We start from the raw sequence: 25,966 nt of genomic DNA, 5'->3' as shown, positions 1-25,966 counted from the left end.
TGTCCGCATAGGTTGATCTCAGACGATGGACAAGGGGAGAACGCGATGTGGGAGACGGCAGTACCGGCAGGTCAGTGGATCACGATACTCGTCATGGCCGTGGCACTCGGTTTTGACGCCTTTTCGCTTTGTCTGGGCCTGGGCATGAGAGGGGTGCGCTCGGAGGAGATGCTCCGCATCAGCGGGATTATCGCGCTGTTCCATGTCGCGATGCCGCTGCTTGGCGTGTTGATGGGCCATTATATCAGCTCCATCCTTGGACATGTAGCGGTGATGGCCGCCGGCGGGCTGCTCATTATGCTGGGCGGACATATGATGTTCAGCTCTTTCCGGAGCGGCTCTTCAAGTTCTCTCTATGAGATGCCGTTCTGGGGAACGCTGCTGTTCGCTTTGAGCGTAAGCGTCGATTCGTTCTCCGTCGGCGTATCGCTGGGCATGTTCCATACCAACCTGATGGTGACCATTATTGCCTTCGGTCTGGCCGGGGGCGCGATGTCTGTCATGGGATTGGTGCTCGGCCAGCGGGTCGGGGCCACTATGGGCGAGTACGGGGAAGCGGTTGGAGGAGCGATTCTGCTTACCTTCGGCATTCTTTTCTTGCTGCCCTGACGGTTGATCTGGATCCGGACGTTTTCGGGTACGATACGGTAAGGCTCCTCTTTTTGGGGGAGGGCTCATGAACATGAAAAAATCCGCCGATGATGCCGCGGCCGGAGTTATCGATAATCAGGGAGCCGGAGGCGCTCGCAGCCGTGCCGCCCTGCCGCAAACAAATCATATACCATCCAAAGGAGTGACGGCCTATGAACCGGATATTATTCGTATGTACGGGCAACACCTGCCGCAGTCCGATGGCGGAAGCGATGCTTCGCCAACTGGCCGCCGACCGGGGGCTGGCGCTGGAGGTCAAGTCCGCGGGCGTATCGGCATGGGATGGAACGCCGATGTCGGATCATGCCGCCGCCGTGCTGAAGGAGCACCATATCGAGGGGTGCGAGACATTCTCTTCGACGGCGCTAAGCGAAGCGGAGGTGGCCTGGGCCGATCTCATCTTGACGCTGACGGTCGGCCATAAGCGCCATGTGCTGCAGCGATTCCCAGCGGCCGCCGACAAGACATACACGCTGAGGGAATACGCGGAGCCGGGGGAAGGCGGCTCCGGGGAGTTCGATCGGCTGCAGGAGCTGGCCGCCGAGCTGCAATTGAAGCAGGCGCTGGGACAGGAGCCGACGCCGGAGGAGCGGGCGGAGCTGGCTGAACTGGAGCGGCGCTGCCCGAACCCGGATGTGGCCGATCCGTTCGGCGGGTCGCTGGAGGAGTACCGGATGACCGCGATGCAGATTCGGGAAGCGCTGCTTGTCGTGGTGGACAAGCTGGCCCCGCCTGCCACAAAGTGATTGCATTTCCGCGGCGCATCCCTTATTATCGGAAATAGATGAATGGCACTCGGTGTAACTGGCGACGGAAGTGGGAGAACCACGGTGGAGCATCGAGTGATATACGGCCGGTCGCCTGGGCGAAAGAGCAATGCATGGTTACGGCCATGCTATGCTCTTTTTCTTTTTTTCGAGAGACCACTTCAAAACATAGAAGGATGCAGCCCCTCGCTCCTATGCCGGGCGATAGAAGCGCATTTTCGGCAAAATGATGTCGGGAACGCGGGCCAACGGTTCGAAAATTGGTTATAATGGACAGACAGCATATTGTTTCTTGGGGGAGGGGAGGCTTCGTCCAGGAAATGATGGGATGGAGGGAACGTACATGAAAATTGCAATTGGAGCGGATCACGCAGGCGTGAAGCTGAAGGACGGCATTATCGCGGTCATTCGGGAACTGGGACATGAGGTGGAGGATTTCGGATGCCATTGCACCGATTCGGTCGATTATCCGGATTATGCCGTGCCTGTCGCCGAGAAGGTGGCCGCCGGCGAAGCCGATCGCGGAATTCTGATCTGCGGGACCGGGATTGGTATGTCCATCGCCGCCAATAAGGTGCCTGGCGTGCGCTGCGCGCTCGTGCATGATCTGTTCAGCGCGAAGGCGACCCGGGAGCATAATGATTCGAACGTGCTCGCCATGGGCGAACGGGTCATCGGCCCTGGCCTGGCGGAAGAGATCGTCCGCGTCTGGCTCGGCACGGAATTCAGCCAAGGGGAGCGCCATGCCGGCCGCATCCGCAAGGTGGAGGAAGCCGAGCGCAAGTACAACCCGGCGCCGTAACGCATCATCGAGGAGGAAGCGTCATGAATTCTTCTTATGAGCGGCAGGCCGAGCAGGCCGCCCGGGAACTGGCGGCTGCAGCGAAGCTTGCCCCGGGCCAACTGGTCGTAATCGGCTGCAGCACAAGCGAAGTGGCCGGCGCGAGGATCGGCACGGCCGGCACGCTAGAGGTTGCCCGCATGCTGTTCGACGGGCTGAATGTGCTGCGGACCGAGTTCGGCTTGCAGCTTGCTTTTCAATGCTGCGAGCACTTGAACCGCGCGCTGGTGGTGGAGCGCCGTACGCTGGAGCAATTCCGGCTGGAGGAGGTCGCCGCGGTGCCTGTCCCCCATGCTGGCGGTTCGATGGCGGCGCAGGCTTACCGCATGCTGCCGGACGCATGTCTGGCCGAGTCGATCGAGGTGCATGCCGGCATTGATATCGGCGAGACGCTGATCGGCATGCATTTGCGCCGCGTGGCCGTTCCGCTGCGAACGGAGCTCCGCGCCATCGGCAGCGCCAGGGTGACGATGGCGTCGACGCGGCCGAAGCTGATTGGCGGCGAGCGGGCGGTCTACCGTGTGCCGGACGATCGCGGAACTTCATGCGATTGACGCCGATTGCGGCCTGTTTTCGCAAGATTGATTTCTGATTATGATTAAGGATGAAATGGGAGGGCTTGGCCAATGGTAGAACATTTACGACAATCGGATCCGGAAGTGCTGAAAGCGATGGAGTTGGAGCTGCAGCGTCAGCGGAACAATATCGAGCTTATCGCCTCGGAAAATATCGTAAGCGAAGCGGTCATGGAAGCGATGGGGACCGTCCTGACGAATAAATATGCGGAAGGCTATCCGGGCAAGCGCTACTACGGAGGCTGCGAGCATGTCGACATCGTCGAGGACATTGCGCGCAATCGCGCGAAGGAGCTGTTCGGGGCCGAGCACGCGAATGTGCAGCCGCACTCCGGCGCGCAGGCGAACATGGCGGTCTATCTGGCGGCCCTGAAGCCGGGAGATACGGTCCTGGGCATGAATCTGGCGCATGGCGGCCACTTGACGCACGGGAGCCCGGTCAATGCTTCGGGCTTGCTCTATAATTTCGTGGCCTATGGCGTGGAGGAAGACACGTTCCTCATCGATTACGACAAGGTGCGCAAGGCAGCTTTCAAGCATCGTCCGAAAATGATCGTTGCCGGCGCGAGCGCCTACCCTCGCATTATCGACTTCGAAGCGCTCGGTTCGATTGCCAATGACGTAGGCGCGCTGTTCATGGTCGATATGGCGCATATCGCCGGTCTGGTAGCCGCAGGTCTTCATCCAAGCCCGGTTCCGCATGCGCATTTTGTGACGACGACGACGCACAAGACGCTTCGCGGTCCGCGCGGCGGCATGATACTATGCCGTTCGGCCTGGGCGCAGGCAATCGACAAGGCCGTGTTCCCGGGCACGCAGGGCGGTCCGCTCATGCATGTGATTGCGTCCAAGGCTGTCGCCCTGGGCGAAGCGCTGCAGCCATCCTTCAAGCAGTATGCTTCACAGGTCATCGAGAACGCGCAGGCGCTGGCGGCCACCCTGATCGAAGAGGGAATGAACATCGTATCCGGCGGCACCGACAACCATCTGATGCTGATTGACACGCGCAATGTCAACATTACCGGCAAGGATGCGGAGAAGGTACTGGATTCGGTCGGCATTACCGTGAATAAAAACGCGATTCCGTTCGATCCGACAAGTCCGTTCATCACGAGCGGCATCCGCATTGGCACGCCGGCTGCGACTTCGCGCGGCATGGATGCCGAAGCGATGCGCACGATCGGCAAGGTGATTGCCATGACGCTCAAAAATCCGGCCGACGAAGCGACGCTGGCGACGGCGCGCCGGATGGTGCAGGAGCTGACGGCGCGGTACCCGCTGTATCAGACGATCAAATATTAATCGGCATAGATGATGTAGTCCGGCTTTCTCCGGAGCGGCAGCTCTGGAGAGGCCGGTTTTTTTATGGGAGGAGATACGCCGGGCAGCCTTATATCTACTATCCCCGCAGCTCATAAATTTCATCTTTTTCCGCGTGGGCATATCGCCCTATCTGACTATATGGGGGGAGCAGCCTGACTGGATGGGATAGTGACGTAAAGGACGGCAGAGGCGGTAGAGCTGACTGGATGGGATAGTGACGTAAAGGGCGGCAGAGGCGGTAGAGCTGACTGGATGGGATAGTGACGTAAAGGACGGCAGAGGCGGTAAATCTGATTCGATGGGAGAGCAGCATAAAGCCCGGCAAAGGAGATAAATCCGATTCAAGGGGAGAGCGACATCAGGGGTAACAAAGAGATGAGCCTCGGTGTAAACAGCAGATGCCTTGATGGAGATAGAACAGCTCCAAGGTGGGGCTGGCCGGGATCATTCGTTTCCGCACGCTGAGTGGGAAAATGTAAACAGGGCATAAACTTTATTTTCGATCCAGGTATAACCAGGGAGAGGGATGTCACTAATAGGGATAGAACCGATTTGATGCGAGAGGCCCAGGCGATAAATGGGAGTCATAAAGTGATCTTGAAAACGTGCAGATACAAGGCGGGAATGTTATAATAGGCCTGTTTGACGATGAAAAAGAATCGCTGGACATTTTCTAGAAAGCAACATGAGTAAAAAGCGGAGGGACATGTTATATGGGCAAATTGATCATTTGCGATCATCCTTTGATTCAACACAAATTGACACTGATTCGTGACAAACGCACGAATACGAAAGATTTCCGCGAGTTGGTCGACGAGGTCGCGACACTGATGGCGTATGAGATTACGCGCGAACTTCCGCTGCAGACATCCACGGTGGAGACGCCGGTGGCGGAGACGGAATGCAAGGTCATTTCCGGCCGCATGCTTGGCCTGATTCCGATTCTGCGTGCCGGTCTGGGCATGGTGGAAGGGGTCGTGAAGCTGATTCCGGGGGCCAAAATCGGACATGTCGGTCTGTTCCGCGATCCGGAGACGTTGAAGCCTGTTGAATACTACACGAAGCTGCCGACCGATGTGCATGAGCGGGCGCTTATTGTCATCGATCCGATGCTGGCGACCGGCGGTTCGGCGATTGCTGCCATTGATGTGCTGAAGAAGCGCGAATGCACCCAGATTAAGCTGATGTGTCTCATTGCGGCGCCGGAAGGGGTCAAGGCGGTTCAGGATGCGCATCCTGACGTCGATATTTATTTGGCTGCGCTGGACGAGCGTCTGGACGACCACGGCTACATTGTGCCGGGATTGGGCGATGCGGGCGACCGGCTTTTCGGTACGAAATAAGGCATATCGCTAAATGAATGTGGCATAAACTGCCGATAATATGGTTATAGCATGCCGATAATATGGAAATAGCGGAGGAGAACGAAATGTCGAAACTGAAAGTGATGACGGTGTTCGGTGTCCGCCCGGAGGCGATCAAGATGGCGCCTCTTATTCTGGAATTGCAAAAGCATCCGGACCAGATCGAATCGATCGTCTGCGTGACGGCCCAGCACCGTCAAATGCTCGATCAAGTGCTGGACGTATTCAATATTCGGCCGGACTACGATCTGGACATTATGCAGGCCCAGCAGTCGCTGAACGATATTACGATCAGGGTGCTGCAAGGGCTGGAGCCGGTGCTGAAGGAGGCGAAGCCGGACATCGTGCTTGTGCACGGGGATACGCTGACGACCTTCCTGGCCAGCTATGCGGCGTTCATGCAGCAGATTCCGGTCGGTCACGTCGAGGCGGGATTGCGCACGTGGAACAAGCTGTCGCCGTATCCGGAAGAGATGAACCGGCAGCTGACCGGGGTGTTGGCGGACCTGCATTTTGCCCCGACAGAATGGTCTGCGAACAACCTGAAGCAGGAGAATAAGAAAGATTCATCGATATATGTCACAGGCAACACAATAACAGATGTGTTTCAATATACAGTACGTTCCGATTACACCCATGAGGTGCTGGAATGGGCACAGGGCAAGCGCCTCGTGCTGATGACGGCTCACCGCCGGGAATCGCAGGGGGAGCCGCATCGCAATATTTTCCGTGCCGTGCGGCGCATCGCCGATGAATTCGAGGATATCGCCATCGTCTATCCGGTGCATCCAAGCCCGGCCGTTCGCGTTCCGGCGTATGAGATGCTGGGCGATCACCCGCGGATCAAGCTGATCGAGCCGCTCGATGTCGCTGATTTTCACAACATCTATCCGCACACGCATCTTATCCTTACGGATTCCGGCGGCATGCAAGAAGAGGCGCCGTCCTTTGGCGTACCCGTACTTGTGCTTCGGGGCACAACCGAGCGTCCGGAAGGCATTGAAGCGGGCACGCTGGAGCTTGTCGGCACGGACGAAGAGAAGGTGTATAACCGAACCAAACAATTGTTGACCGATCAGGAGCTATATTCCCGGATGAGCCAAGCGGCGAATCCATACGGGGACGGGAAGGCATCCCAGCGCATTGTCAGTGCGATTCTTCACAGTTTCGGACGGCAAGCGGAGCGTCCGGAGTCTTTTCACACAAAGTTCACAATTTGAATTCGGAGCGTCTTCTATACCCTAACGTACCAGCATACAGTGATACTGTACGGTTTACGCGGATTTTTACGACATCGAGAGCCAAAATACAACGTTTTCATCCTTATAAATACAAGGTTTTTACGAATTGACAAAATCTCGTATTGTTCAGTAAAATGAATGGGAATTATTAGCCTATGAAGACTTCGAAACGCAATGACAGCGCTTGGTTCATCGCTCTCAGCATCGGTGGGGCTGGTGTCACGCTCGCCGTGTACATCGTCATCGGATACTTTGCGGGGAAATGGCTGGCGCAAATGTTGGACGGGCCCAAGCTGTGGCTGGCCGTCGGCATGATCGTCGGGATGTGTCTCGGCATCATGAACATTATTTATTTTGTAAGGAAGTTCATGGGGGAACAAGATGAATGATATGACTTCGATTGTCCATGCCGTGACCAGGGTGGCATTCATCCTGATGTCGATGTTCCTTCTCGTATGGGCTTTTTCACCGGAGCACCGCCCTTATGCAGCCGGCTTGACGCTAGGAACCGTCGCCGGTCTCATTAATGCGCGCTATTTGTCGATGAAGGTGAGACAGTTGGCCGAACTTGCCGCCAGTCAGACAAGGCAGAGGTTCAACCTTGGACTCGTTACGAGAATGTGTATCGTTCTCTTGGCCGTGATGATCGGCATGAAGTTCGAACAGGTGTCGCTTGTGTCGACCATTGTGGGACTGATTTTCATGCAAGTCATGACCATTATCGTTAGCGTCATTATGGAATGGAGAAAAGGTGAATAAGCAGCTTATTGGAAAGGGGTGAACACATTTATGCACTCAGCACCGATTATCGAGGTTGGCGGACTGCACTTGGATTTATCCATTATACTCACGCTGCTCATCAGTGTAGTCATCGTATTCATCATTGCACGATTGGCCGTCCGCAATCTGTCGGTCGAGAACCCTTCCAAAATGCAGAACTTCATGGAATGGGTTGTCGAATTCGTACAGGGGATTATCGGCAGCGCGATGGATTTCAAAAAAGGCAAGGCATACATCTCCCTCGGGATGACGCTTATCTTGTTTATTTTTGTATCCAACCTGCTGGGATTGCCGTTCGCGGTCATTACGGAGGCGCACCACCCGGTAACCATCTTCGGCCAGGAGATCGTTACGACGAGCCAACAGGTCTTCGACGATCTTGCTGCCAAAGGCAAGCCGGAGCACGTCCATCTGCTATGGTATAAGTCGCCGACGGCAGACATTTCCGTTACCTTCGGTCTGGCGTTCATGGTCTTCGTCATCGTGAACTTCCTGGGCTTGAAGAACAACCGCAAGCATTACTTGAAGCATTATATCGAGCCGTTCCCGATTTTCCTTCCGTTGAACATTGTGGAAAACCTGGCGAAGCCGGTCGCGCTCGGCATCCGTCTTTACGCGAACATTTTCGCGGGCGAGGTCTTGATATCGACGCTCATCGGAGCGGGCGTATTCGGTCTTCCGTTCCTCGCGGCTTGGCAAGGATTCAGTATCTTTATCGGCGCGTTGCAAGCTTTCATCTTCACGATGTTGACGATGGTCTACATCGCGCAAGCGTCCGTGCATGAAGAACATTAACAAACTCTGCCGAAACCATCATTTTGATGAGCTACTTCGGGTGAGACATATAAACAAAAGCAATTCACAAATACATGAATTTGAGGAGGACTTTTCTAATGGGTATGTTAGCAGCAGCAATTGCAGTAGGTTTGGGCGCATTGGGCGCAGGTCTTGGTAACGGTATGATCGTAAGCCGTACGGTGGAGTCGATCGCCCGCCAACCGGAAGCCCGCAACATGTTGCAGACGACCATGTTTATCGGTGTCGGTATCGTCGAGGTTATTCCGCTCGCAGCTACAGTTATCGCATTCCTGGCAATGTTCTCTTAATGAATAGACAAACGGTCTGGCGGGGAAGGCCGATGCCATCCGCGCCTTCGTTTTGTAAATGCGCGTCATGTTAACGGAAAGGAGTGACTGTAGTGAATTTCGTGTGGGAAAATTTCGTATGGGCGATTCTCGCGTTCCTTATCCTATATTTTTTGCTTCAAAAATATGCGTTCGGGCCTCTGTTCAGCGTCATGGAAAAACGCCGCGAGCTGGTCAAGCAGCAGCTCGACGAAGCGGCCAACAGCCGGACTCAAGCTCAGGCTTACATCGAAGAGCAGAAGCAAGCTCTCGATTCTGCCCGCAAAGAAGCTTATGACATTATCGAGCAGGCGAAGCAGACCAGCGTTAGACAGGCCGACGAAATCATCGGTCAAGCGAAGGCCGAGACAGCTCGCTTGAAGGAAGAAGCAGCCCGCGATATCGAGAGCGAGAAGAACAAGGCTGTGGCTGCCCTGCGCAATGAAGTCAGCGGCATGTCTGTCGCCATCGCCTCGAAGCTTCTTCAGAAGCAGGTGGACGAGAAGGACCAAGAGCGATTGGTTGACCAGTACCTGAAAGAGGTAGGGGGCAAACAATGAGCAAAGATATAGCGAAGCGTTATGCCAAAGCGCTGTTCGACCTGGCATCCGAGCGCAAAGCCGTTGCCGAGACCGAGCAGCAACTGAAGGCTGTCGTTGAAGTCATGAACTCGACTTCGGAACTGTACGTTCTGTTCTCCGCGCCGAATATTGATGTCAGCGTGAAGCAGGCTATCGTTCGGCAGGCGTTCGAAAGCGAAGTATCCGAGATTGTCATGAATACGCTGCTGCTCCTGACGGAACGGGGGCGCATCCGCATCCTTCCCGAGCTGGCGAATCACTTCGTCCGCATCGTCAGCGAAGCGACCGGCGTGACAGATGCCTATGTGACGACTGCCTTTCCGCTGGACGAAGCCGGGAAGCAAGAGGTGGCCGCCCAGTTCGGACAGATGCTCAACAAGACGATCCGCGTTCAAAATGTGGTCGATGCTTCGATCATCGGCGGCATGAAGGTGCGCATCGGCGACGTCTTGTATGACGGAAGCTTGTCCGGCCAACTGGAACGTATTCAAAAAACGTTGAAAACACAAGTACGTTAAACGATATAAGCACGGAAGAATGGGGTGAAGCGAATTGAGCATCAGACCTGAAGAAATCAGCACATTGATTAAAAGTCAAATCGAGAACTACAAGGCTGAGATCGAAGTGGCCGAAGTCGGCACGGTTATCAATGTCGGTGACGGCATCGCCCGCGTTCACGGTTTGGAGAACTGCATGGCCGGGGAGCTTCTGGAGTTCTCCAACGGCGTCGTAGGCATGGCTCTCAACCTGGAGGCAGGCAACGTTGGTATCGTTATTCTTGGTCCTTACACCGATATTCGCGAAGGGGATCAAGTCAAACGTACGGGACGCATTATGGAAGTGCCGGTCGGCGAAGCGCTGCTCGGCCGGGTCGTGAACTCGCTCGGACAGCCGGTTGACGGCAAGGGAGAAATCGCGACGACCGAATTCCGTCCGGTGGAATCGAATGCGCCGGGCGTCATCGACCGTAAATCGGTTCATGAGCCAATGCAAACCGGGATTAAAGCGATTGACTCGATGGTGCCAATCGGCCGCGGACAGCGGGAGCTGATCATCGGCGACCGTCAGACCGGGAAGACGACCATCGCTATCGATACAATTATTAACCAAAAAGGCAACGGCGTAAAATGTATTTACGTCGCTATCGGCCAAAAGCAATCGACCGTAGCTCAAGTCGTGGAAACACTGCGCCGTCACGGCGCTTTGGAATATACGATTGTCGTTACGGCATCGGCATCCGAACCGGCGCCGCTTCTCTTCTTGGCACCGTACGCAGGCTGCGCGATGGGCGAGTACTTCATGTACAAAGGCGAGCATGTGCTGGTCGTATACGACGACCTGTCCAAGCAAGCGGCGGCATACCGCGAGCTCTCCTTGCTCCTTCGCCGTCCTCCGGGCCGCGAGGCATATCCGGGCGACGTCTTCTATCTCCATTCCCGCTTGCTGGAGCGCGCGGCGAAGCTCAGCGACGAGAATGGCGGCGGCTCCTTGACGGCCTTGCCGTTCATCGAGACGCAGGCGAATGACGTATCGGCGTACATTCCGACGAACGTCATCTCGATCACGGACGGACAGATCTTCTTGGAGTCCGACCTGTTCTATTCCGGCCAACGTCCGGCGGTTAACGTCGGTATTTCCGTATCCCGCGTAGGGGGCTCGGCTCAGATCAAGGCGATGAAGAAGGTCGCCGGCACACTGAAGCTGGATCTGGCCCAATACCGCGAGCTGCAGGCATTCTCCCAGTTCGGTTCCGATCTGGATAAATCGACGCTGGCCCGCCTGGAGCGCGGCGCCCGTCTGATGGAGATCCTGAAGCAGGGCGTCAACGAGCCGCTTCCGGTCGAGAAGCAGGTCGTTAGCATCTATGCGGCGACGAGAGGCCATGTCGACGATATTCCGGTCAAGGATGTTCTTCGATTCGAGCAGGAGCTTCATATGTATCTGCAGTCGAACAACGATGAAATCTATCAATCGATCCGGGATACGAAAGATTTGACCAAAGAAAACGAAGAGGCACTGGTGCAGGCGATCACCAAGTTCAAGAAGAGCTTCGCCGTGTCGAGCTGATTATAGAGTGAGCAGGCAAGCCGGGAAGCCAATGGCGGCCCGGCCTGCACAGGGATGAATTCCGCTTTGCCTCCCGCAAAGTGTGAAAGGCAGGTGAAGGTAAGTGGCTAAAGGGATTCTCGAAATACGACGCCAGATCAAGAGCGTACAGAGTACAAGGCAGATCACGAAGGCAATGGAAATGGTAGCGGCAGCGAAGCTTCGCCGCGCGCAGGAGAAGGCGGAAGCGGCTCGTCCTTATGCGGATAAGCTCAAGGAAGTCGTCTCCAGCATCGCTGCAGGCACGCAAGGCATCCAGCATCCAATGCTCGCGAAGCGTCCGGTGAAGAAGACGGGATATCTCGTCATCACTTCCGACGGCGGATTGAAGGGCGGCTATAATGCCAACGTGCTCCGCAAAGTGATGCAGGTCATTAACGAGCGTCACCGTTCGGCGGATGAATATGCATTGTTCGTCATCGGGCGCAAAGGCCGCGATTACTTCCGCAGACGGGAAATGCCGATGGTGGAGGTCGTGACGGAGCTGCCGGATTCTCCAACCTTCGCGAATATTAAAACGATAGCTTATAAAGCCGTGAAATATTTCGAAGAAGAGCAGTACGACGAGCTCAACCTGTTCTACAACGAATTCGTCAACGCGATCACGCAGGTGCCGGTCGAGAAGCGTCTTCTTCCATTGGATGATGACGCTTTGAACGGAGAGACGACCAGTTATGAGTATGAACCTTCGCCGGAGGCGGTGCTGCATGATCTGTTGCCGAAATATGCGGAGACGCTCATTTACAGCGCGCTGCTGGATGCGAAAGCAAGCGAATTCGGCGCGCAGATGACCGCCATGGGCAGCGCGACGAAGAACGCGACGAAGATGATCAACTCGCTGACATTGTCTTATAACCGTGCGCGCCAAGCGGCGATCACGCAGGAAATTTCGGAAATCGTAGCTGGAGCGAACGCTCAAGCTTAAACGGGTAACAGGATAGCGCAAGTTTTCAGTAGGAGGGAACGAGATGAACAAAGGACGCGTGATTAGCGTAACCGGTCCGGTTGTCGACATTGAGTTCGAACGCGGTCAACTTCCGGAGATATTGAACGCGATCAAGATTGAACAGAAATCGACGACTCCTGGCGCGCCTGACATCGACTTGACATTGGAAGCATCCGTCCATCTGGGCGATGACGTAGTGCGCTGCGTCGCGATGTCTTCGACAGATGGTCTGGTGCGCGGCATGGAAGCAACCGATATGGGGCATCCGATTACCGTGCCGGTAGGCGCGGCGACATTGGGCCGTGTCTTCAACGTGCTGGGCAATACGATTGACAATGCGGGGGAAGTCAGCCGCGAGCTGTCCAGCCCGATTCATAAGCCGGCTCCTAGCTTCGACGAGCTGACGACGCAAGCGGAGATTCTGGAGACCGGGATTAAAGTTATCGACTTGCTTGCTCCGTACGTCAAAGGGGGCAAGATCGGCCTCTTCGGCGGTGCGGGCGTAGGTAAAACCGTTACCATTCAGGAGCTTATCAACAACATCGCGCAGGAGCACGGCGGGATTTCCGTCTTCGCCGGCGTAGGCGAGCGTACCCGTGAAGGGAACGACCTCTACCATGAAATGAGAGACTCCGGCGTTATCAACAAAACGGCGATGGTGTTCGGTCAGATGAACGAACCGCCTGGAGCGCGTCTGCGCGTTGCTTTGACCGGTCTGACGATGGCGGAATATTTCCGTGACGAAGAAGGCCGCGACGTGCTGCTCTTCATCGATAACATTTTCCGATTCACGCAAGCGGGCTCCGAGGTATCCGCCCTGCTGGGCCGCATGCCTTCCGCGGTAGGTTACCAGCCGACGCTGGCTACCGAGATGGGACAATTGCAGGAACGGATCACGTCGACCAAAAAAGGTTCCGTTACATCCATTCAGGCCATCTACGTTCCTGCGGATGACTATACGGACCCGGCGCCGGCGACGACGTTCGCCCACTTGGACGCAACGACGAACCTCGACCGGAAAATTTCCGAAATGGGTATTTTCCCGGCGGTCGACCCGCTGTCTTCGACATCCCGCGCCCTGTCGCCGGATATCGTCGGCAAGGAGCACTATGATGTGGCGCAAGGCGTGAAGAAGATTCTTCAGCGCTACAAAGAGCTGCAAGATATTATCGCCATTCTCGGTATGGATGAGCTGTCGGAGGATGACAAGCTGACGGTAGCCCGGGCGCGGAAGATTCAACGCTTCCTGTCCCAGCCGTTCCACGTGGCCGAGCAGTTCACGAACATTGCCGGGAAATACGTGCCGGTCAAGGAAACGGTTCGCAGCTTCAAGGAAATTCTCGACGGCAAGCACGACGACCTTCCGGAAGCGGCATTCCTGTTCGTGGGCACCATCGAAGAAGCGGTGGAGAAGGCAAAGACGCTGTAAGCGGCTTGACGTGAAACGGGCTGTCCGGAACGGGTAGTTCCGGATGGAACGGAAGGAGGAACCGCAGTTGAGCACCTTTTTATTGGAAATCGTCACACCCGAGCATAAAGTGTTCGAGGATCAAGTGAACATGATTACGGTCAAGGGCGTGGAAGGTGAACTCGGCATTTTGGCAGGACATATCCCGATGGTAACGCCGCTGCAGGTTGGGCCGATGAAGATTAAGACGGGCAGCAAGGAGCACTGGCTTGCTGTTCATGGCGGATTCGTGGAAGTACGCAGAGACAAGGTCGTTGTCCTTGCGGAAAGCGCGGAGCTGCCGGAAGAGATCGACATCGAGCGTGCAAAGGCAGCAAAAGCGCGTGCGGAACAACGCCTGGCAATGGCTCAACGGAGCAAGCAGGATCACGTCGATTTCCGCCGTGCGGAATTGTCGCTCCAACGTGCCGTAACACGGATCCAAGTGTCCCAAAGACATGTGTCGCGATAATCGGTTCAAGCCGAGGCGCTGTTTGCGTCTCGGCTTGATTTATATCCGGAGGGCTTACGCAGCGCCTTGCCGCCGAATTGACCCCAGGTTTGTTGAACGCAGCGCGGATATTCGACGCATGCATCCCGCCACAACGATCTTCAACGTTGAATCTTACACCAATCTCTCTAATCCGATATTAATAATAAGGTTTACTTTAATGCATTTACATCCGTTCGAATATGTCTATACTGCCACAAAAGCTTCTTTGAAATGCTTCTATTGTCCCGTCGCGATGAATAAAATATAGCGATTTGCCCATTTGCCGCATCGAAAAAAGGAATACAAATTATGCCAGGAATTGCATAGACGTGGTTGGTAGGTTTTGTTATAATTGTGGCGGGTTTTATAACAATTGAATACAGGATTGTCTATAATACGATAAGCTGCGACGGAGGGGATGTCTTTGGAGTACATCAACAATTACGTCATCGTGGCCATTTTTGTCGGATTCGGTATTTTTCTGCCGGTGGCCGCTCTGACTGCGGGCCGGCTGCTCAGGCCGAAGAAGCCGACCGACATGAAACAAACAACGTATGAAAGCGGTAACGATCCGGTTGGTGTGGGACAAGTTCGATTTAACATCCGGTATTATTTGTTTGCGCTTATGTTTGTCATTTTCGATGTGGAAACCGTTTTCTTGTACCCGTGGGCGGTTGCGTACAAGCAGCTTGGCCTGTTCGCGCTGATTGAGATGCTGATTTTTGTCGGATTGCTGTTGGTTGGATTAATTTACGCCTGGAAAAAGAAGGTGTTTCGATGGGATTCTCTTTAGAGGCAATCACGTTGGAAGAACGGCAGGAGCTGGAACGCAATGTCTTTTTCGGCACGCTGGAGCAACTGAAGGCGTGGGCGCGCAGCAACTCGCTATGGCCGCTGACGTTCGGTCTCGCCTGCTGCGCAATCGAGATGATGGGCACCGGCGCTTCGCACTATGATTTGGACCGCTTCGGCGTCATATTCCGGACCTCTCCCCGCCAGTCGGACGTCATGATCGTGTCCGGAACGGTAACGAAGAAGATGGGGCCGCTGTTGAGACGGCTGTACGATCAGATGCCTGAGCCGAAATGGGTGATCGCCATGGGCTCCTGCGCGACGGCTGGCGGACCTTATGTCAAATCGTACTCGGTTATCAAAGGCGTCGATCAGATTGTACCGGTCGATATTTACATACCGGGTTGCCCGCCGAATCCGGCGGCATTGATTTATGGCATTAACAAACTGCAAGCGAAAATCCGCTACGAAGCGAAGACCGGAAAGCGGGTGACGGATGCGTGAGCAAGAAGAAGAAGAAGGATCGGGAGGCGGTTAAGCGACCGCTAGAAGCCGGGAAGGAAGAAAAAACGGAACAGGCTGGGAAAGAAGATCAGATTGACAAAAACGAAACGGCGGTGAAGGAAGAGCGGACGGAGAAAGCGGAAAAAACGGCAGAGGAAGAGAAGGCTGAAAAATCCGGCAGGACCGGGATGGCCGTGAAAGTTGAGGAAGCCGGTCAAGCCGAGCCAGATGCACAGGTGAGAGAAGCCGGGCAGTCCGAGAATGCCGGAACGGGGAGTAAAGTCGAGGCAACTTCTTCCGCACAAGAAGGGAAGGAGGCAGAACAAGCGGAACCGTCCGCGGCTGCAACGGGGGAAGGAGAGACAGCGGAGGAGCCGGTGAAGCCAGCGGCCAAGGGAACGACGCCGCAAGAAGAGCCGGTATCCGCTTCGGAAGGCGCCGCGGAAGCGCCGAAGACGGAGCCCGCGAAGGAAGCGGCGTCCCCGTCCGCTGAGAGCGCGCCGCCTGCCGTGGAGGCAAGCGAACGCGTCGAAGCCGCTGCGAAGCCGGCGTCCGAACNGAGGCGGGCGCCCGACCCCGCCGCGTCCGAGCCGGCCGCGCCGGCGGACAAGGCGAAGCGCGCGCCGCTCAGCGAGGAGGAGAAGGCCGCCCGCCTGAAAGCGGCGGAGGAACGGCGCGCCGCGAAGGCGAAGGCCGGGGACGAAGGAGGCGCGGACGCCGCGGGAGCCGCGGGCGAACGGCCTGCCCGGGCGGCGGCTGCCGCTGCCGGCGCCAAGCCGGAGAGGCCGGCACGCGCGCCGCGGGCAAAGGCGAGCGAGGAGCCGCCGAAGCCGAAGGAGCCATCTCCGAAGCAGCCTGTACTTGATGCGCTGGTTGCCCTGCTGAAGACGGAAGTGGCCGCGGATGCGGTGGAGGAAGCCGTCATTAACGAAGAGAACGGGCATTTGCCGACGATTACCGTGAAAAATGAGCATTGGTTGGCCTGCGCGCGGCTGCTTCGGCATCACCCGGAGTGGTCCTGCGATTACTTGCGGAATCTGGCCGGCGTAGACCACGAGACGCATCTCGAGGTTGTATACTATTTGATCAATTTATCCACGAAGGCCGAAGCGGCCGTTCACGTCAAAACGGATCGGGATCAGCCGTCCATTGCTTCGGTCACGCCGATCTGGCCTACCGCGAATTGGTGTGAACGGGAAGTGTATGACCTGCTGGGCATCGATTTTCCCGGGCATCCCGATTTGCGCCGCATCATGATGCCGGACGATTGGGTCGGCCACCCGCTGCGCAAAGACTATGAGCCGTTGGATTCGGAGGTGTAATCACTCTTGATTCGCACAGAAGAACTGCTCTTGAACGTCGGTCCTCAGCATCCGAGCACGCATGGCGTTTTTCGCATTGTCGTGAAGCTTGACGGCGAAGTGATCAAGGAAGCCACCCCCGTGATGGGCTACCTGCACCGGGGGACGGAGAAGCTGGCCGAGAACCTCAACTACACGCAAATTATCCCTTACACTGATAGAATGGACTATGTGTCCGCGATGACGAATAACTATGTGCTTGTCCACGCCGTCGAGAAAATGATGCAGCTCGAAATACCCGAACGAGCCGAATTTCTCCGCCTGATCGTAATGGAGCTGCAGCGCGTGGCCAGTCATCTCGTCTGGTGGGGCACCTACCTGCTGGACATCGGGGCGATGAGCCCGTTCCTGTATGCGTTCCGCGATCGCGAAATTATCATCGATCTGTTCAACGAGCTGTGCGGGGCGCGGTTGACGTACAACTATATGCGCGTCGGCGGCGTCAAGTGGGACGCTCCGCCGGGATGGATTGACAAGGTGCGCGACTTCATTCCATACATGCGCAAGCGGTTGAAGGAATACGACAAGCTGGTAAGCGGCAACGAGATCTTTTTGGCCCGGATTAAAGGGATCGGAACCTATGATGCCGAGACGGCGATCGCCTATGGACTGAGCGGAGCGAATCTTCGCTGCACCGGCGTGAAGTGGGATCTGCGGAAGGATGAGCCGTACAGCCTGTACGACCGCTTCGAATTCGATGTCCCGGTGGGAACGGGCGGCGATTGCTACACGCGTTACGTCCTCCGGCTGGAGGAGATTCACCAAAGTTTGCGCATTCTGGAGCAGGCGGTGGAGCAATTCCCGAACGAGGGCGAGACGATGGGCAAGGTGCCGCGCGTCATCCGTCCGCCGGAGGGAGAGATCTATGCGCGAATTGAATCGCCGCGCGGCGAGATCGGCTGCTATATCGTTTCCCGGGGCAAGCAGGAGCCCTATCGCTTGAAGTTCCGGCGTCCTTCCTTCGTCAACCTGCAAATCCTGCCGAAGCTGCTCGTCGGAGAGACGATGACGAACCTGATCACGATACTGGGCGGGGTCGATATCGTCGTCGGGGAGGTGGATAGCTAGTGCAAGAACTCATCGCGCAATCGCTCACCTGGACGAATGCGTTCATCTTTCTGGGCTGGGCCATAGTCATGATGCTTGTCGTTCTCGGCTTCGTCACGTATGCGATCTATTTCGAACGGAAAGTGATCGGCTGGATGCAGTACCGCCATGGCCCGTCCCGGGTCGGTCCACTCGGGCTGCTGCAGACGGTCGCGGACATATTCAAGCTGCTTATTAAGGAAGACACCATTCCGCGGAAAGCCGACCGGGCCTTGTTCATTCTCGCGCCAGTCATCGCCTATGTGCCCGCGTTCGCCGTTCTGGCCACGGTACCGTACAGCGAACGGTTTGGCTTCGCCGATCTGAATGTGGGCTTGCTCTATTACGCCGCCCTCTCCAGTATTACGACCATCGGCATCATTATCGGAGGCTGGGCCTCGAACAATAAATATTCACTTTTGGGCGGAATGCGCTCTGCGGCGCAGATGATCAGCTATGAGATTCCGCTTGTCATCTCCGTCGTCGGCATTATTCTATTGAATGGATCGCTCAGTTTGCGTACCATTGTAGAAGGGCAGGGCAATTATTTTTGGGAATGGAATCTGTTCCCGCAAATTATCGGCTTCGTCGTCTTCATCATTGCGGGGATATCCGAGCTGAACCGGACCCCATTCGATTTGCCGGAGGCGGAGTCCGAGCTGGTCGCCGGATATCATGTGGAGTACAGCGGCTTCCGGTTTGCCTTTTTCATGCTGGCGGAATATGTGTACGTCTTCGCGCTCTCCGCGCTGACGACGGTGCTGTTCCTTGGCGGCTGGCATCCGCCGTTTCCGTTCCTTGATTTTATTCCGGGAATCTTATGGTTCGCGCTCAAATTTTCGTTCTGCGTCTTCTTCGTTTTCTGGCTGCGGGCGTCGATGCCGCGCATTCGCGTGGATCAACTGATGAGCTTCGGCTGGAAGGTGCTGCTGCCGCTGGCGCTTCTGAATGTATTTGTGACGGCGCTATACATCGAATTTTTCAACAAATAGGCTAGGGGGGAAATACGTGAAAGGAATATTCAAAGGGCTGGGCGTCACGATGAAGGCGCTGACTTCCAAAAAAGTCACCTATCCGTATCCCGATAAGCCTCTGGTCATGCCTGACCGGTTCCGCGGCATTCAATATTTCGAGCCGGACAAATGCATCGTCTGCAACATGTGCGCGCGCATTTGCCCGACGGATTGCATCACGCTCACCGGCAAGCCGAACCCGGATCCGGAGAAGAAGGGCAAGGTTATCGATACGTTCGACATCAATTTCGAAATCTGCATTTTATGCGATTTGTGCACCGAGGTATGTCCGACGGAAGCGATTGTCATGACGAACAATTTCGAGCTGGCGACGTACAGCCGCGACGAACTGTTCAAAAACATGGAATGGTTGAACGAGAACAACCAGAATATTCGGCAAGAAAACAATTCAGCCATGCCAAAAGGGGGCGCCAGAAAAAATGTTTAACTTCTCCATCGAGTGGACGGGAGAAACGGTAGCCTTCTTCGTGCTTGCCATCTGCATCATCACCGGATCGGTATTGATGCTCAATTTTACGAAGGTCGTTCATATGGTCGTGTCGCTGGCCTTTGCTTTTCTCGGGCTCGCGGGCATTTTCGTTATGCTGGAAGCCGAATTCGTCGCCTTCGTCCAGGTGCTGGTCTACACGGGAGCCATCTCGATTCTGATGATCTTCGGCATCATGATGACCCGGCATGATCGGCAGGACGAAGAGGTATCGCGCCCGCTAAGGGAGACATTGGCCGCCCTAGGCTGTCTGGCCTTGTTCGGGGTGCTGTTCTTTACGATACGCGGCACCGATTTTCCCGCGCCTGAGCCGGCCGGGCTGGCCCGGGACAATACGCTCCAGCTCGGGAAGCAGATATTCACGGAGCATGTCATCCCGTTCGAGCTGCTGTCGGTGCTGTTGACCGTCGCATTCATCGGGGCCATCGTGCTCGCGAAGAAGGAGGCGGATTAAATGGGTAGCATGCTGGCTTCATACCTTACGTTGGCAGCGATCCTGTTCTGCATCGGACTGTTCGGGGTGCTGACGAAGCGCAATGCCGTCATCGTGCTGCTGTCCATCGAGCTGATGCTGAATGCGGCCAATTTGAACTTGATTGCCTTTTCCAAATATGGGGTCGTGCCAAATCTGAAGGGCCAAATCTTCTCGCTCTTCACGATTGCAGTGGCCGCAGCGGAAGCGGCGGTCGGCGTCGCCATTCTAATCGCGTTGTATCGGAACCGCGGCACGGCTAACGTGGACGAATATAACGAATTGAAGAGATAACCGTAAGGAGGATACGACAATGGAATCCGTCTTGTCGCAATATGCATGGATTATCCCGGTCATTCCGCTGCTCGCGTTCCTCGTGCTGACGGCATTCGGCCGCCAGATGAAAGGTGCTGCCGTCATGCTCGGCGTCTTCAGCTCGTTCGCCGCATGCGTACTGTCCATCCTCATCCTGTGGGAGCGGATGACAGGGGCGCCTGACGATTACACCCGCAGCTTCGAATGGTTCCGCATTGGCGACATCCGTCTCGAGTTCGGTTTTGACGTTACGAATCTGAATGCGCTGATGCTCGTGATTGTCACGCTGGTTAGCACGCTGGTCAATATGTACTCGAAAGCTTATATGGAGGGCGACGAGCGGCAGACGGTGTTCTATGCATACATCGCTCTGTTCACGGGCGCCATGCTGGGACTTGTCCTGTCGCCGAATCTCATTCAGCTCTATATTTTCTGGGAGCTGGTCGGGGTCTGTTCCTTCCTGCTGATCGGCTTCTGGTATGAGCGGCCTGCGGCGCGCGCCGCCGCCAAAAAAGCCTTCATCGTGACCCGCATCGGGGATGTCGGGCTGCTGCTCGCGATCCTCATTCTGTTCTGGCATATGCCGAACCATGCGCTTGATTTTACGATGATTGGCAACGTGTTCGCCAATGCCGACTCCATGGCGCAGCACGGCATTTCCGCCGGCTTGGGCACCTGGATTGCCGCGCTGATCTTCCTGGGAGCCGTCGGCAAGTCCGGCCAGTTCCCGCTGCATACCTGGCTTCCGGACGCGATGGAGGGGCCGACGCCCATCTCCGCGCTGATTCATGCGGCGACCATGGTTGCGGCCGGCGTCTATTTGGTCGCCCGGACCTTTGATATTTTCTCCGTCTCGCCGACGGCGATGATGATCGTCGCGGGGACAGGCGGCTTTACCGCGATTTTCGCGGCTTCGATTGCCGCGGCGCAGCGGGATATGAAGCGAATCTTGGCCTATTCCACCGTCAGCCAGCTTGGCTATATGATGATGGCCCTCGGACTCGGGGCGGTTACGGCCGGGATATTTCATCTGTTCACCCATGCCTTCTTCAAGGCGCTGTTGTTCCTCGGGGCAGGCAGTGTCATTCACGCCATACATACACAGGACATCTTCCGCATGGGCGGATTGGGGAACAGGATGAAGGTGACGGCCTGGACCTTCGCCATCGGCGCTCTCGCGCTGGCCGGCATTCCGCCGCTGTCCGGCTTCTGGTCCAAGGACGCCATTCTGGCGGCCGCCTGGGAACAAAATATGCTGCTCTTTATCGTTGGATCGGTCACCGTATTCATTACCGCCTTCTATATGGCGAGATTATTCTTCCTGGTCTTTACCGGTTCGCCTGGCGCCGATTCGGATGCGGAGAGCGTCCGCGAAGCTCCGGCTTCCATGACATTCCCGCTCGTCGTGCTGGCCGTGCTGGCCGCTGTCGCCGGGTTCGTTCATACTCCGTTCAGCGACGCGTTCGGCACGTGGCTGAACGGGGATGACCCCGGCTCCTCTGTTCATGCGGCCGCCATGATCATATCGGTGCTGGCGGGATTGCTCGGCATCGGGCTGGGCTACATATGGTACGGACCGCGCGGAAGCCGCCGCGGCGGTCCGCGGGAAGCGTCCAATCCGTTCTATCGGCTTGTGGCCAACAAGTACTACATCGACGAGCTGTACCGGATTGTCTTCGTCCGCTCGCTTGCCGGCCTCGGCCGCGTGCTGCAGGCATTCGATAAATGGATTGTCGCCGGGATCGTCCGGCTTGTGTCGGGAGCGGCGATTGGCATCGGCAAGACGGGGACCCGGCTGCAGAACGGGCAGCTCCAGACGTACGGGCTGATGTCGCTGTTCGGATTCGCTGCGCTGATCGTGTTCATCCTGGCGCTCGGAAGGAGGTTCTGGTAAATGGTAAACGGGCTTACATCGCTGCCCTTATTGACACTGCTGACCTTCTCTCCGCTGTTGGGCGTGGTGATTTTGCTGTTCGTGCCGAAGGGCTGCACGCGGGCGATTCGATTCCTCGGCATCGCGGCGACTTTCCTGCCGCTTATCTTGGCGCTCACGGTGTACGGCATCTATGATCTGGTCGATAAGGGAGCGTCTTTAACCGAGCAATACGCCTGGATCTCTCTTCCGCTGAACCTGGAGATCGCCAGCGGCATTCACTCCTGGTCGTTCAACATCGACTATCATTTGGCCATTGACGGCCTCTCCCTGCCTCTCGTCGTCATGACGACGATTGTGGCCTCGATGGCGGCGATCGCTTCATTGGGCATCAAAAAAAGATGGAAAACGTATTACATCCTTTTCCTTCTGCTCGAGGTCGGGATGATTGGCGTTTTCCTGGCGCGGGATCTGCTCCTGTTCTTCATGTTCTTCGAATGGACGCTGGTGCCGACGTTTTTCCTAATCGGCATATGGGGATTGATGCACCGGGAGAAGGCGGCGAACCGCTTCCTCGTCTATAACGGGCTCGGCTCGGCCTTGCTGCTCGTGGCCTTCGTCATGCTGACGGTAACCGCGGGCTTCACGAACCATCCCGACTTCCCGGATGGCGGCCACTATATCTACAGCAGCAACCTGAATGTCATTATGGACAATCTGGGAAGCGCGTCAGCTTACGTCAATCAGGCGGACTACAGCGTCTTCTACCTGACCGAGGGGATGAGGACGACGGTGTTCGTGCTGCTGCTGATCGCCTTCGGCATCAAGCTGCCGTTCTTCCCGTTCCACACGTGGATGCTGAAGGTGCATGCCGAAGCTCCGGCTCCGGTCGTCATGCTTCACTCGGGTATTTTGTTGAAAATGGGGGCCTACGGGCTCGTTCAATTCGGAGCGGCTCTGCTGCCTCGTGAGACCGCATCCTGGGCAGCCATGCTGGCCGTGCTCGGCGTAATCAATGTGCTGTACGGCGCGGTATTGGCTTTCCGGCAGCGGGAGCTGCGTCTGCTGCTGGCTTATTCCAGCATCAGCCATATGGGCTTCGTGCTGCTCGGCGTCGCGGCCATGAACGAGCTCGGCATACAGGGCGCAGTCGTTCAGATGGTGTCGCACGGCTTCATCTCGGCCTTGTTCTTCCTGCTCGTCGGCAGTCTTAGCGAGCGAACGGGCACGACGCGCATCGGCGAACTGGGCGGCCTGGCGAAGAGCATGCCGTTCTTATGCGGGATTCTGCTCCTGGCCGGTCTGGCATCGCTTGGCTTGCCGGGGCTGTCCGGCTTCGTCGCGGAGCTGCTGACGCTGCTCGGGCTGTACGGCACCGCATCCTGGGCTGCGATACTCGGAGCGCTCGGGCTCATCTTCAGCGCCGTCTACGTGCTCCGCGGGGTGCTGGCCATCTCGTACGGGCCGATGGATGCCCGCTTCGAAGGGCTGAAGGATGCGCGGCTGGCGGAGGCGATTCCGATCATGGTATTGACCGCATGCATTGTTCTTATCGGTCTGTTCCCGTCCTTCGTAACCGCCCCGATAGACAGCAGCGTCGGGCAAATGATCGAACTATTCAAGGTGAGGGGGTAGGCTCATGGATACGCCACATGTCCAATTGCTGCATTTGGCCGATCTCGCACTGCTGGCGCCTGAGCTTACGCTAGTCATTGCGGCCATTGTCATCTCGCTCATTGACCTGGCTCTTCCCCGCCGCATCCATCGCGACGTCATGGGCGTCCTTTCGCTGCTCGCCGTGGCCGTGTCGCTTGGGTTCGTCCTGCTCAAGCTGTATCAGCGGGCGAAGCTCACGGCCGAGACCGCGCAGGCGGTGCAGTTGCTCGAACACAGCTATCGCATCGACGGCTTCGCCCTGATCGTGAAGGCTATCATTCTGATTGGCGTCGGCTTCGTCATTATGATGAGTCTCGGCAATCTGCGCAAGGAAGAGCTGCCGAATCGGGGAGAGTATTACTATTTGCTCCTTCCGGCCGCCATCGGAGGCATGATGATGGCTTCCTCCGGCGACCTGCTTACGCTCTATGTCGGCTTGGAGCTCCTTAGCATTACATCGTATATTTTAGTGGCGATGAAAAAGAACGACAGCAAGTCAACGGAGAGCGCCTTCAAGTATACGGTGCTTGGAAGCGTCGCTTCGGCCTTTATTTTATATGGAATGTCATTTCTGTACGGAATCAGCGGAAGCACGGCCTTTAATGGAATCGCCCATGCTTTGGCTGATCGCACCGCCGGGTTCGAGCCGCTCATTTATGTCAGCTTCATCCTGATGATTGTCGGCTTCGGCTTCAAAATCGCGGCGGCTCCGTTCCACGCCTGGGCCCCGGATGTGTATCAGGGGGCGCCGACGCCGATATCCGCCTTTCTGGGCGTCGTGTCCAAGGGGGCAACGCTGGCTGTCGTGTTCCGCATGTTCTACAGCATGTATCTCGGTCTGGGCCGGGATATGGCCATCTATTCCGACCTGTCGACGATCTTGCTGTCCATCGCAGCCTTGTCCATGATCGTCGGGACGACGATGGCGCTGCGCCAGGCCAACGTGAAGCGGCTGCTTGCCTTGTCCGGAATCGCGAACGCGGGCTATCTTCTTGTTCCCGTCAGTCTGAATTTGTTCGGCCAGCATCTGCACGCGTCGAACTTCGCGGAATTTATTTATTATCTTATCGCTTATCTGTTAATGACCTTCGGGGCTTTTGCCGTTCATATGGTTGTCGAACGGTCCTCCGGCCACGATCAATTAAGCGGGTATGCGGGGCTTTACTATCGTTCGCCGTGGCTGGCCGCCGCGATGACGGTGATTGTCTTGTCGCTGGCCGGCATTCCGGTTACCGCGGGCTTCTTCGGGAAGCTGTTCATTATTCTCGGAGCGATTGCATCGCATACGCTCTGGATCGCCATCGTCATGATGGTCACGAGCGTTGTCTCCTTCTACTTCTACTTCGGCTTTATTCGCCAGATGTATATGCGCGGGGATAATGAGGAGGCGGTTCGCGTACCATGGACGCAGGGTCTCGTCATCGTCGTCTGTGTGCTTGCGATTGTCGGGCTGGGGGCATTCCCGAATCCGGTCATCCATGCGCTGAGCCGGGTATTCTCCATCGGGGCCGATTTGCTGGTGAGATAAAAAATGAGTCATTAGGGCTCCTGAACCTGGGCACCAGGTTCAGGGGCTTTTTTGGGTATTTTGGGTATTATAGAATTTAAATTTTTTGGAGCATCACCGCCTTCTGAGGGTATCGTCGCTTTCTGAGGGCATCGGTTCCTCCTCGGGCTTGAACGTGTGGAGGGAATTGCTGCATTTTTACAGGAATTTCGGTTCAATGAGTCCGCATCCCGAGGAAATGCTGCAAATCTACATCATTTTAGGCCCTTGTGCTCCAAGCCGGAGCGAAACGGGTGAAATTGCTGCAGTTTTGCAGGATCCCCTTTTTGCTGAAGTCGTGCCTATCGAATTGCTGTATTTACGCAGGATTTTGCTTACCGAATCGACGTGTCTGAAGAAATCGTGCAGTCTTCAGGCCGCTGGCCCCCCCTTTTTTTTATAAAGGGGTGGGGATTGTCCAATTTCCTAAGCAAAACTTGACACTCCGAGCGTTTTAAATCCATTTCTTTCTACTGAGAGACAAGTCCTAATGAAGTTCCGGAAAATCCCTTGGACTTTCTTATTTTAGGTAGGGGGGGCCGGGGAAGGCAGAACAGGTTAAGTTAGGGCTAGTGGGTCCGTGCAACGAAGCAGGCTGATC

At 56.2% G+C, this 25,966-nt stretch carries 28 protein-coding genes and 1 riboswitch; all 28 genes read left to right on the top strand.

The genetic code is table 11. From position 1 onward, the window contains the following. The first annotated feature begins 45 nt into the window (after window positions 1-45). Window positions 46-609, top strand: coding sequence for a manganese efflux pump MntP (locus ABD76_RS18040; protein WP_197258588.1), 564 nt, complete (start codon window positions 46-48; stop codon window positions 607-609). Window positions 610-803: 194 nt separating this feature from the next. Then, the gene (locus ABD76_RS18035; RefSeq protein ID WP_197258587.1) at window positions 804-1,397 is read left to right on the top strand and encodes a low molecular weight protein arginine phosphatase; all 594 of its coding nucleotides are present in this window, start codon (window positions 804-806) and stop codon (window positions 1,395-1,397) included. 44 nt (window positions 1,398-1,441) lie between these two features. Beyond that, window positions 1,442-1,525: riboswitch (ZMP/ZTP riboswitch) on the top strand. A 236-nt stretch (window positions 1,526-1,761) separates the two neighbouring features. Beyond that, window positions 1,762-2,220: a ribose 5-phosphate isomerase B gene (gene rpiB / locus ABD76_RS18030; RefSeq protein ID WP_197258586.1), complete on the top strand. Its 459-nt coding sequence runs from the start codon at window positions 1,762-1,764 to the stop codon at window positions 2,218-2,220. Between the two features lie 23 nt (window positions 2,221-2,243). Then, window positions 2,244-2,813, top strand: a complete 570-nt coding sequence (locus ABD76_RS18025; protein ID WP_197258585.1) for a TIGR01440 family protein — start codon at window positions 2,244-2,246, stop codon at window positions 2,811-2,813. A 72-nt stretch (window positions 2,814-2,885) separates the two neighbouring features. Continuing rightward, complete coding sequence (locus ABD76_RS18020) at window positions 2,886-4,136, top strand: serine hydroxymethyltransferase (protein WP_197258584.1); 1,251 nt, start codon at window positions 2,886-2,888, stop codon at window positions 4,134-4,136. 734 nt (window positions 4,137-4,870) lie between these two features. Then, window positions 4,871-5,500: a uracil phosphoribosyltransferase gene (gene upp, locus ABD76_RS18015; protein WP_143797310.1), complete on the top strand. Its 630-nt coding sequence runs from the start codon at window positions 4,871-4,873 to the stop codon at window positions 5,498-5,500. 86 nt (window positions 5,501-5,586) lie between these two features. Beyond that, window positions 5,587-6,741: a non-hydrolyzing UDP-N-acetylglucosamine 2-epimerase gene (gene wecB / locus ABD76_RS18010; RefSeq protein ID WP_197258583.1), complete on the top strand. Its 1,155-nt coding sequence runs from the start codon at window positions 5,587-5,589 to the stop codon at window positions 6,739-6,741. 176 nt (window positions 6,742-6,917) lie between these two features. Next, entirely contained in the window at window positions 6,918-7,151 is a 234-nt protein-coding gene (locus tag ABD76_RS18005) for an AtpZ/AtpI family protein (protein ID WP_197258582.1), read from the top strand. Continuing rightward, window positions 7,144-7,521: an ATP synthase subunit I gene (locus tag ABD76_RS18000; RefSeq protein ID WP_168182364.1), complete on the top strand. Its 378-nt coding sequence runs from the start codon at window positions 7,144-7,146 to the stop codon at window positions 7,519-7,521. Before ABD76_RS18005 ends, ABD76_RS18000 begins: the two co-directional genes overlap by 8 nt. 30 nt (window positions 7,522-7,551) lie before the next feature. Next, window positions 7,552-8,337 carry a F0F1 ATP synthase subunit A gene (gene atpB, locus ABD76_RS17995; protein ID WP_197258581.1) on the top strand — a complete coding sequence of 262 codons (786 nt, stop codon included), beginning with the start codon at window positions 7,552-7,554 and terminating at the stop codon, window positions 8,335-8,337. A 98-nt stretch (window positions 8,338-8,435) separates the two neighbouring features. Then, window positions 8,436-8,648 carry a F0F1 ATP synthase subunit C gene (gene atpE / locus ABD76_RS17990; protein ID WP_005544835.1) on the top strand — a complete coding sequence of 71 codons (213 nt, stop codon included), beginning with the start codon at window positions 8,436-8,438 and terminating at the stop codon, window positions 8,646-8,648. A gap of 92 nt (window positions 8,649-8,740) precedes the next feature. Beyond that, window positions 8,741-9,226, top strand: coding sequence for a F0F1 ATP synthase subunit B (atpF, locus tag ABD76_RS17985; RefSeq protein WP_197258580.1), 486 nt, complete (start codon window positions 8,741-8,743; stop codon window positions 9,224-9,226). After that, a complete protein-coding gene (locus ABD76_RS17980; RefSeq protein ID WP_197258579.1) occupies window positions 9,223-9,765 on the top strand; it encodes a F0F1 ATP synthase subunit delta in 543 nt (180 codons plus the stop codon). Before atpF ends, ABD76_RS17980 begins: the two co-directional genes overlap by 4 nt. A 34-nt stretch (window positions 9,766-9,799) precedes the next feature. Further along, entirely contained in the window at window positions 9,800-11,314 is a 1,515-nt protein-coding gene (gene atpA, locus ABD76_RS17975) for a F0F1 ATP synthase subunit alpha (RefSeq protein ID WP_197258578.1), read from the top strand. Between the two features lie 103 nt (window positions 11,315-11,417). Then, window positions 11,418-12,278, top strand: coding sequence for an ATP synthase F1 subunit gamma (atpG, locus tag ABD76_RS17970; protein WP_197258577.1), 861 nt, complete (start codon window positions 11,418-11,420; stop codon window positions 12,276-12,278). Window positions 12,279-12,321: 43 nt separating this feature from the next. Beyond that, window positions 12,322-13,728, top strand: coding sequence for a F0F1 ATP synthase subunit beta (gene atpD / locus ABD76_RS17965; RefSeq protein ID WP_197258576.1), 1,407 nt, complete (start codon window positions 12,322-12,324; stop codon window positions 13,726-13,728). Window positions 13,729-13,795: 67 nt separating this feature from the next. After that, complete coding sequence (locus ABD76_RS17960) at window positions 13,796-14,218, top strand: F0F1 ATP synthase subunit epsilon (protein WP_197258575.1); 423 nt, start codon at window positions 13,796-13,798, stop codon at window positions 14,216-14,218. 439 nt (window positions 14,219-14,657) lie between these two features. Then, window positions 14,658-15,032 carry an NADH-quinone oxidoreductase subunit A gene (locus ABD76_RS17955; protein WP_197258574.1) on the top strand — a complete coding sequence of 125 codons (375 nt, stop codon included), beginning with the start codon at window positions 14,658-14,660 and terminating at the stop codon, window positions 15,030-15,032. Beyond that, on the top strand, window positions 15,017-15,535 hold the full coding sequence (locus ABD76_RS17950; protein ID WP_197258573.1) for a NuoB/complex I 20 kDa subunit family protein: 519 nt from the start codon (window positions 15,017-15,019) through the stop codon (window positions 15,533-15,535). The genes ABD76_RS17955 and ABD76_RS17950 overlap by 16 nt, the downstream gene beginning before the upstream one ends. Before the next feature lie 893 nt (window positions 15,536-16,428). Next, window positions 16,429-16,857 (top strand): NADH-quinone oxidoreductase subunit C, encoded by a 429-nt coding sequence (locus tag ABD76_RS29015; protein ID WP_338125140.1) that lies wholly within the window; start codon window positions 16,429-16,431, stop codon window positions 16,855-16,857. Between the two features lie 6 nt (window positions 16,858-16,863). Beyond that, window positions 16,864-17,964, top strand: a complete 1,101-nt coding sequence (locus tag ABD76_RS17940) for an NADH-quinone oxidoreductase subunit D (protein WP_197258571.1) — start codon at window positions 16,864-16,866, stop codon at window positions 17,962-17,964. Continuing rightward, window positions 17,964-18,974, top strand: coding sequence for an NADH-quinone oxidoreductase subunit NuoH (gene nuoH, locus ABD76_RS17935; protein ID WP_197258570.1), 1,011 nt, complete (start codon window positions 17,964-17,966; stop codon window positions 18,972-18,974). Before ABD76_RS17940 ends, nuoH begins: the two co-directional genes overlap by 1 nt. A 16-nt stretch (window positions 18,975-18,990) precedes the next feature. After that, window positions 18,991-19,443 carry an NADH-quinone oxidoreductase subunit NuoI gene (nuoI, locus tag ABD76_RS17930; protein WP_197258569.1) on the top strand — a complete coding sequence of 151 codons (453 nt, stop codon included), beginning with the start codon at window positions 18,991-18,993 and terminating at the stop codon, window positions 19,441-19,443. Beyond that, complete coding sequence (locus tag ABD76_RS17925; protein WP_197258568.1) at window positions 19,436-19,957, top strand: NADH-quinone oxidoreductase subunit J; 522 nt, start codon at window positions 19,436-19,438, stop codon at window positions 19,955-19,957. Before nuoI ends, ABD76_RS17925 begins: the two co-directional genes overlap by 8 nt. Continuing rightward, window positions 19,958-20,269 (top strand): NADH-quinone oxidoreductase subunit NuoK, encoded by a 312-nt coding sequence (gene nuoK, locus ABD76_RS17920; protein WP_168183044.1) that lies wholly within the window; start codon window positions 19,958-19,960, stop codon window positions 20,267-20,269. A gap of 19 nt (window positions 20,270-20,288) precedes the next feature. Further along, complete coding sequence (gene nuoL, locus ABD76_RS17915; RefSeq protein ID WP_197258567.1) at window positions 20,289-22,184, top strand: NADH-quinone oxidoreductase subunit L; 1,896 nt, start codon at window positions 20,289-20,291, stop codon at window positions 22,182-22,184. Beyond that, on the top strand, window positions 22,185-23,798 hold the full coding sequence (locus ABD76_RS17910) for a complex I subunit 4 family protein (RefSeq protein ID WP_197258566.1): 1,614 nt from the start codon (window positions 22,185-22,187) through the stop codon (window positions 23,796-23,798). A 4-nt stretch (window positions 23,799-23,802) separates the two neighbouring features. Beyond that, window positions 23,803-25,347, top strand: coding sequence for an NADH-quinone oxidoreductase subunit N (locus tag ABD76_RS17905; protein ID WP_197258565.1), 1,545 nt, complete (start codon window positions 23,803-23,805; stop codon window positions 25,345-25,347). The last annotated feature ends 619 nt before the right edge of the window (window positions 25,348-25,966 follow it).

Origin of the sequence: Paenibacillus dendritiformis, assembly GCF_015845845.1 — a bacterium.
Lineage (GTDB): Bacteria > Bacillota > Bacilli > Paenibacillales > Paenibacillaceae > Paenibacillus_B > Paenibacillus_B dendritiformis_C.
This window is presented reverse-complemented; position numbering and strand designations above follow the sequence as displayed.

Excerpts from the sequence above, each read along its gene's own strand:
- rpiB (WP_197258586.1), top strand. The coding sequence starts at position 1,762 with ATGAAAATTGCAATTGGAGCGGATCACGCAGGCGTGAAGCTGAAGGAC.
- ABD76_RS18040 (WP_197258588.1), top strand. The coding sequence starts at position 46 with ATGTGGGAGACGGCAGTACCGGCAGGTCAGTGGATCACGATACTCGTC.
- ABD76_RS17980 (WP_197258579.1), top strand. The coding sequence starts at position 9,223 with ATGAGCAAAGATATAGCGAAGCGTTATGCCAAAGCGCTGTTCGACCTG.
- ABD76_RS17950 (WP_197258573.1), top strand. The coding sequence starts at position 15,017 with ATGGGATTCTCTTTAGAGGCAATCACGTTGGAAGAACGGCAGGAGCTG.
- ABD76_RS17925 (WP_197258568.1), top strand. The coding sequence starts at position 19,436 with ATGTTTAACTTCTCCATCGAGTGGACGGGAGAAACGGTAGCCTTCTTC.
- wecB (WP_197258583.1), top strand. The coding sequence starts at position 5,587 with ATGTCGAAACTGAAAGTGATGACGGTGTTCGGTGTCCGCCCGGAGGCG.
- ABD76_RS17910 (WP_197258566.1), top strand. The coding sequence starts at position 22,185 with ATGGTAAACGGGCTTACATCGCTGCCCTTATTGACACTGCTGACCTTC.
- nuoK (WP_168183044.1), top strand. The coding sequence starts at position 19,958 with ATGGGTAGCATGCTGGCTTCATACCTTACGTTGGCAGCGATCCTGTTC.
- ABD76_RS17905 (WP_197258565.1), top strand. The coding sequence starts at position 23,803 with ATGGATACGCCACATGTCCAATTGCTGCATTTGGCCGATCTCGCACTG.
- nuoL (WP_197258567.1), top strand. The coding sequence starts at position 20,289 with ATGGAATCCGTCTTGTCGCAATATGCATGGATTATCCCGGTCATTCCG.
- ABD76_RS18025 (WP_197258585.1), top strand. The coding sequence starts at position 2,244 with ATGAATTCTTCTTATGAGCGGCAGGCCGAGCAGGCCGCCCGGGAACTG.
- atpD (WP_197258576.1), top strand. The coding sequence starts at position 12,322 with ATGAACAAAGGACGCGTGATTAGCGTAACCGGTCCGGTTGTCGACATT.
- upp (WP_143797310.1), top strand. The coding sequence starts at position 4,871 with ATGGGCAAATTGATCATTTGCGATCATCCTTTGATTCAACACAAATTG.
- ABD76_RS18020 (WP_197258584.1), top strand. The coding sequence starts at position 2,886 with ATGGTAGAACATTTACGACAATCGGATCCGGAAGTGCTGAAAGCGATG.
- ABD76_RS18005 (WP_197258582.1), top strand. The coding sequence starts at position 6,918 with ATGAAGACTTCGAAACGCAATGACAGCGCTTGGTTCATCGCTCTCAGC.
- atpE (WP_005544835.1), top strand. The coding sequence starts at position 8,436 with ATGGGTATGTTAGCAGCAGCAATTGCAGTAGGTTTGGGCGCATTGGGC.
- ABD76_RS18035 (WP_197258587.1), top strand. The coding sequence starts at position 804 with ATGAACCGGATATTATTCGTATGTACGGGCAACACCTGCCGCAGTCCG.
- ABD76_RS17955 (WP_197258574.1), top strand. The coding sequence starts at position 14,658 with ATGTCTTTGGAGTACATCAACAATTACGTCATCGTGGCCATTTTTGTC.
- atpB (WP_197258581.1), top strand. The coding sequence starts at position 7,552 with ATGCACTCAGCACCGATTATCGAGGTTGGCGGACTGCACTTGGATTTA.
- ABD76_RS18000 (WP_168182364.1), top strand. The coding sequence starts at position 7,144 with ATGAATGATATGACTTCGATTGTCCATGCCGTGACCAGGGTGGCATTC.